This window comes from Actinomadura sp. WAC 06369 (genome assembly GCF_003947565.1).
Taxonomy (GTDB): Bacteria; Actinomycetota; Actinomycetes; order Streptosporangiales; family Streptosporangiaceae; genus Spirillospora; species Spirillospora rifamycini.
In genome coordinates, this window is the sequence record NZ_QHJN01000280.1 from 1 (window position 1) to 5,831 (window position 5,831).

Genomic DNA, 5,831 nt, shown 5'->3' on the forward strand with positions numbered 1-5,831 from the left:
CGCAGGCCGGCGCCATACCTGAGCCCACGTCAGCACTGCAGCTCGGATCTCCGGCCCCGCCGCACGCCACGCCTCGCCGCACGCGGCGTGCGAGTAGCCCGGCCGCGCCCGGTCAGTCCTGTCGGACCAGGATTCGAGTACGCCGACCACGTCGCTGTACTCTCCCGTTGGCAGACGGCGGCGCAGCGAGATCCGCTGGCCCACGTCCGCGGCGCTGACGGCTACCACCAGGCGCGCGGCGAAGCGGCCGGCCATGCGGGGACCCCCGTGTCGAATCGGCTGCGCGGTCGTGGCCATACTATTCACAGGCAGCTTGCGGTGAGCCGTGACGTGCGGCGGGGCCGGAGATCCGAGAGGAGTCACTGACGTGACCTACGTCATCGCGCAGCCCTGCGTGGACCTGCTCGACAAGGCATGCATCGAGGAGTGCCCGGTCGACTGCATCTACGAGGGGAAGCGCCAGCTCTACATCCACCCGGACGAGTGCGTCGACTGCGGTGCGTGCGAGCCGGTCTGCCCGGTCGAGGCCATTTACTACGAAGACGACGTTCCCGAGCAGTGGAAGGACTTCTACAAGGTCAACGTGGAGTTCTTCGACGACCTCGGCTCGCCCGGCGGCGCCTCCAAGGTCGGCAAGATCGACAAGGACCACCCGATCGTCGCCGCGCTGCCGCCGCAGAGCCAGGAAGACTGACGACGTTCGAGAGCGTGCGGCGCACCGCCCGGCCGGGGTCGGGGCGCCGCACGTCCGTGTGAGAGAGGGTGCGCAGGTGTTCACGCTGCCGGATTTCCCGTGGGATCGGCTCGCGCCGTACAAGGAGCGGGCCGCCGCGCATCCCGGCGGCATCGTCGACCTCTCGGTCGGAACGCCCGTGGACCCCACCCCCGAGCCGATCCGGGAGGCGCTGGCCGCCGCCGCCGACGCCCCCGGCTACCCGCAGACGTACGGGACGCCCGCGCTGCGCGAGTCCGTCGCGGGGTGGCTGCGGCGCCGCGCCGGGGTGGCGGGCGCCGACCCCGACGCCGTCCTGCCAGTGCTCGGCACCAAGGAGCTCGTCGCGTGGCTGCCGACCCTGCTCGGCCTCGGCCCGGACGACACCGTCGTCTTCCCCGAGCTGGCGTACCCGACGTACGACGTGGGCGCGCGGCTGTGCGGCGCGCGGCGCGTCGCGACGGACGGGCTGCTGGCGCTGGGGCCCGTCACCCCGAAGATCGTCTGGGTGAACTCGCCGTCCAACCCGACCGGGAAGGTGCTGCCGACCGAGCACCTGCGGAAGGTCGTCGCGTGGGCGCGCGGCCGGGGCGCGATCGTCGTCAGCGACGAGTGCTACCTGGAGTTCGGCTGGGACGACGCCAACCCGCCGGTGTCGATCCTGCACCCGGACGTGTGCGACGGCTCCCACGAGGGCCTGCTGGCCGTCAACTCGCTGTCGAAGCGCTCGAACCTCGCCGGGTACCGCGCCGGTTTCGTCACCGGTGACCTCGCCCTGGTGAAGCGGCTGCTGGAGGTCCGCAAGCACGCCGGGATGATCGTCCCGGCGCCGGTGCAGGCCGCGATGACGGTCGCGTTCGCCGACGACGCGCACGTCGAGGAGCAGCGCGCCCGGTACGCGCGGCGCCGCGCGGCGCTGCGCGCGGCGTTCGAGGGCCACGGGTTCCGCATCGACCACTCCGAGGCGTCCCTGTACCTGTGGGCGACGCGGGACGAACCGTGCTGGGACACGGTCGCCCACCTGGCATCTCTCGGGATCAGCGTCGGCCCCGGCGACTTCTACGGGACGGGCGGCGCCCGGCACGTCCGGGTCGCGTTCACCGCGACGGACGAGCGCGTCGCGGCGGCCGTCGAGCGGCTCTGATCCGTCCGGCCGTCCCCGCGGCCCCTTGCGCATCACTTGTCGACCGACGAAACCGATTGTTATTTTGTCGCGTCTGATTGCGGTATGGGCTTGTGGCGCCACAATCGGTAGGCTTCCGCAGGTCCTCGTACATATGCCGTGGTCGTCGTGAGGGACGGAGGAGCCGTGGGCGATACCGCCATAGTGATCCTGCTGGCGCTGATCCTGCTCGCCCTGGTGGTGCTGATCGTCGTCCTGCTGCGCCGCCGTGCGGGCGCGGCGGCGGCGAAGCCGGAGGCCGCGGCGCCGCGCGACCCGCTGGCCGCCGAGGACCAGGCCGGCGGCGACCCCCGGACGATCAAGGCCGGGGACATGATCGAGTACCTCGGGGTCCGCTACTTCGTGCGCGGCTCGCTGCGCATGCGCGAGGGCGGCTACACCTGGGCCGAGCACCTGCTGGACGCCGACCAGATCGAGGGCGTGAAGGTGTGGGTGTCGGTCGAGGAGGACCCCGACCTCGAGGTCGTCTGGTGGACCGAGACCGAGATGGGCGACATGTCGCCCAGCCAGAAGAGGATCACGATCGACGGCGTGGAGTACCGCCGCGAGGAGCACGGCACCGCCGACTACGACAGCGAGGGCACCACCGGCCTCGGTGTGAAGGGCCGCGTCGAGTACGCCGACTACACCGCCCCCAAGGGGCGCTACCTGTCGTTCGAGCAGTACGGCGGCGGCCAGTGGGAGGCCGGGCTCGGCGAGCGCGTCCCGAACGGGGCGCTCACCATCTACCCCGGCGGAAACTGACCGTGCTCGCCACCCTCGACACCCCCTACGCCGACGCGAGCGCCGACGGCCTGTCGTTCGCGCTCGGCCTGCCCCCGCTCGACGCGCTGGCCGTCCTGCCCGTCCCGTACGGCGGCCTGACCGTCCAGCTCCGCCTCCTCGGCGCGTCCCACCAGGTCATCGCCGGTCCGCTGAGCGAGACCGTGGCCTGCCTGGACGGCCCCGCCGAGCCGCTGCCCGGACGCACGAGCACGACCCTGCCCGGATGGGCGTACGAATTCACCGCGACGACCGCCCGCCACGACGACGACGCCGCGTTCGGCCGGGCCGTCGAGGCGGTGTGCGCGCGGCTGGCGGACCGCGGCGACGCCCTGGCCGGGGCCTTCCCCGGCTCGCGGCACGCCGTCACCGCCCTCGCACTGGAGGAGACGGCAGAGGAGACCGGAATGGGCTGGCGGACGTGGCACGCCTATCCGCAGACCCGGGAGATCGTGATGACGCGGAGCCGGCTGGTGAGACCATGAACAGGAAGTACTGGACGATCGGCGCCGTGTCGGTCTCCATCGTCGCGGTGATCGTGCTCGTCGCGGTCCTGAGCCGGGACAAGTCCCCCGACAAGTGGATCGCCGACAAGTACAAGCGGGTCGCGGTCAACGAGTACCGGGCGTCGAAGAAGCCGGCCGACGTCGCCCGCGAGATCCGCAAGGAGCTCAAGCCGATCGACCGGGTCAACGACATGGCGACGCTCGGCAACCGGGGCGGCGTCTTCCTGCGCTACCCGAAGCACGTCGTGGCCGTCCTCCCATACGGGACCGGCAGCCGTATCACCGTCGACTCCGCGAGGAGCGGCTACAGCCGCTACCACTCCCATGTCGGCGGGCACTGGAGCACCCCCGGCAGCAACGGCTGGAACAACCGGGGATCCGCGTCGTTCCGCGGCGGCGGGCCCGGGTCGGGCAAGTGAGGAGCTAGGAGCTACCGATGAACGACATCCTGCACGACGGCGGCGCCACCCTCGCCTACGGAGCGCTCGGCCTGGCCCTGATGGTGCTCGGCTACCTGGTCGTCGAGGTGACGACCCCGGGCCGGCTCGGCCAGCAGATCTGGACCGAGGGCAACCGGGGCGCGGCGCTGCTGCTCGCCGTCAAGCTCCTCGGCGTCGGCGCGATCGTCACCACCGCGATCGTCACCAGCGACGACGACCTGAGCGACGGGCTGCTCGGCACCGCCGTGTACGGCGTCCTCGGCATCGTCATCATGATCGTCGCGTTCTACGCGATCGACGTGCTGACCCCCGGGAAACTCGGCGCGATCCTCGTCGGCGGCGAGCACGTCCACCCCGCCGGGTGGGTCGTCGCCGCCGCCGACCTGGCCGTCGCCGCGATCGTGTGCGGGGCGGTCTCCTGACGTCCCGCGGTCCCGACGAGGCCGCCCCGTCCGCCGCCGGCGCGGACGAGGCGGCCCGTCCCGTTTCCGAACCCCCGGCCGGGCACGCGGCCGAGACGGCCGGGCCGGGCGGGCGGTCCCGCGTGCCCGCGCGCGTCGCCCGCGCGCTCGTCCTCGCGGCAGTGTTCACGTGCGCCGCCTGCGGGCTCGTCTACGAACTCGCGCTCGTCGCGCTCGGCAGCTACCTGGTCGGCAACTCGGTGACGCAGGCGTCGATCGTCCTGTCGGTCATGGTGTTCGCGATGGGCATCGGGTCGCTGCTGGCCAAGCCGCTGCAGGGCCGCCCGGTCGTGGCGTTCGCCGTCATCGAGGGCGTGCTCGCGCTCGTCGGCGGGCTGTCCGTCCTGGTGCTGTACGCGGCGTTCGCGTGGGTCCAGGTGTACGAGCCGGTGCTGGTCGTTATCGCGTTCGCCGTCGGCGCGCTGATCGGCGCGGAGATCCCGCTGCTGATGACGCTCATGCAGCGCATCCGGCGGCAGGACGCCGGCAGCGCCGTCGCCGACCTGTTCGCCGCCGACTACGTCGGCGCGCTCCTCGGCGGGCTCGCGTTCCCGTTCCTCCTCCTCCCGACCTTCGGGCACATCAAGGGCGCCCTGCTGGTCGGCGCCGTCAACGCGGTGGCGGGCGTCGCGGTCGTGCTGTGGCTGTTCCGCGACCGGCTCCGCCGCTGGACGCGCGCCGCGCTGTGGGCCGGCATGGCGACCGTCCTCGTCGTCCTCGGCGGGACGTACGCGCTCGCGGACCGGTTCGAGGTCACCGCCCGGCAGGCCCTCTACAACGACCCGATCGCCGTCGCGGAGCGCACGCCGTACCAGGAGATCGTCGTCACGCGGAAGGTCTCCGTGTCGGGCAGCGCCGACCTGCGGCTCTTCCTGAACGGCGACCTCCAGTTCTCCTCGGTGGACGAGTACCGCTACCACGAGGCGCTCGTCCACCCGGCGCTCGCCGGGAAGCGGGACCGGGTGCTGATCCTGGGCGGCGGCGACGGCCTCGCGCTCCGCGAGGTGCTGCGCCACCGGGACGTCCGGGAGGTGACGCTCGTCGAGCTCGACCCCGCGATGGTCCGGCTCGCCCGCACCTACGGCCCGATCGAGAAGCTGAACGGCGGCGCGTTCGAGGACCCGCGCGTCACCACCGTCGCCGCCGACGCGTTCAACTGGCTCCGCGACCTCCGCGCCGAGTTCGACTCGATCATCGTCGACATGCCCGACCCCGACGACGTCGCGACGGCGAAGCTGTACTCGGTCGAGTTCTACGGGATGGTGAAGCGGGCGCTGGCCCCCGGCGGCCGCATGGTCGTCCAGTCGGGATCGCCCTACTTCGCCCCGAACTCGTACTGGTGCATCCGCGCGTCGATCGCCGCGGCCGGGTTCGCGACCACCCCGTACCACGTGGACGTCCCGAGCTTCGGCGACTGGGGCTTCGTCCTGGCGGAGCCGGGCACCGAGCCCCCGTCCCTCGCGCTCCCGCCGGACGTCCGGGGGCTCCGCTTCCTGGACGGGCGGGTCCTGGAGGCCGCGAAGGTCTTTCCGCGGGACCGCGGTCCCCGCGACGTCGAAACGAACACGCTCGTCCACCCGCGCCTCGTCGACTACGAGGACGCCGAGTGGAAGCTGTCCTGACCGGCGCTCCCTGATCAGCGCTCGGTGGACCGCCGGATCGCGTCGTCCACCGCCCGCTGGAACGACGTCACCAGCGACTGGATCAGCAGCGGCTTGAGCCGTCCCGCCATCTCCATCAGCCGCGCGCGGTCCTGCGGCGCCCGCC

The 5,831-nt window shown here is 72.4% G+C and carries 7 protein-coding genes and 1 pseudogene; 7 read left to right on the forward strand and 1 reads right to left on the reverse strand.

Features of this window, described 5'->3' with window-relative positions:
- A pseudogene (locus DMH08_RS42195) lies at positions 1-255 on the reverse strand (hypothetical protein); the annotation flags it as partial.
- Positions 256-367: 112 nt separating this feature from the next.
- Between DMH08_RS42195 and fdxA the strand changes: the two are divergent.
- The 7 genes from fdxA to DMH08_RS38020 all read left to right on the forward strand — a co-directional run bounded on the left by fdxA (position 368) and on the right by DMH08_RS38020 (position 5,686).
- On the forward strand, positions 368-694 hold the full coding sequence (fdxA, locus tag DMH08_RS37995) for a ferredoxin (RefSeq protein WP_026401360.1): 327 nt from the start codon (positions 368-370) through the stop codon (positions 692-694).
- 76 nt (positions 695-770) lie between these two features.
- Complete coding sequence (gene dapC, locus DMH08_RS38000) at positions 771-1,856, forward strand: succinyldiaminopimelate transaminase (protein WP_026401359.1); 1,086 nt, start codon at positions 771-773, stop codon at positions 1,854-1,856.
- A gap of 165 nt (positions 1,857-2,021) precedes the next feature.
- Positions 2,022-2,639, forward strand: coding sequence for a DUF4178 domain-containing protein (locus tag DMH08_RS38005; protein ID WP_026401358.1), 618 nt, complete (start codon positions 2,022-2,024; stop codon positions 2,637-2,639).
- Between the two features lie 2 nt (positions 2,640-2,641).
- Entirely contained in the window at positions 2,642-3,142 is a 501-nt protein-coding gene (locus DMH08_RS38010) for a DUF2617 family protein (RefSeq protein WP_026401357.1), read from the forward strand.
- A complete protein-coding gene (locus DMH08_RS38015; RefSeq protein ID WP_034516866.1) occupies positions 3,139-3,582 on the forward strand; it encodes a DUF4247 domain-containing protein in 444 nt (147 codons plus the stop codon). The genes DMH08_RS38010 and DMH08_RS38015 overlap by 4 nt, the downstream gene beginning before the upstream one ends.
- 17 nt (positions 3,583-3,599) lie before the next feature.
- Positions 3,600-4,025, forward strand: a complete 426-nt coding sequence (locus DMH08_RS41290; protein WP_026401355.1) for a DUF350 domain-containing protein — start codon at positions 3,600-3,602, stop codon at positions 4,023-4,025.
- Between the two features lie 122 nt (positions 4,026-4,147).
- A complete protein-coding gene (locus DMH08_RS38020; protein ID WP_199748208.1) occupies positions 4,148-5,686 on the forward strand; it encodes a polyamine aminopropyltransferase in 1,539 nt (512 codons plus the stop codon).
- Positions 5,687-5,831 lie beyond the last annotated feature (145 nt).

Bases quoted from the DNA above. Each gene is read 5' to 3' on its own strand.
- DMH08_RS41290 (WP_026401355.1), top strand. From the start codon at position 3,600: ATGAACGACATCCTGCACGACGGCGGCGCCACCCTCGCCTACGGAGCG.
- DMH08_RS38015 (WP_034516866.1), top strand. From the start codon at position 3,139: ATGAACAGGAAGTACTGGACGATCGGCGCCGTGTCGGTCTCCATCGTC.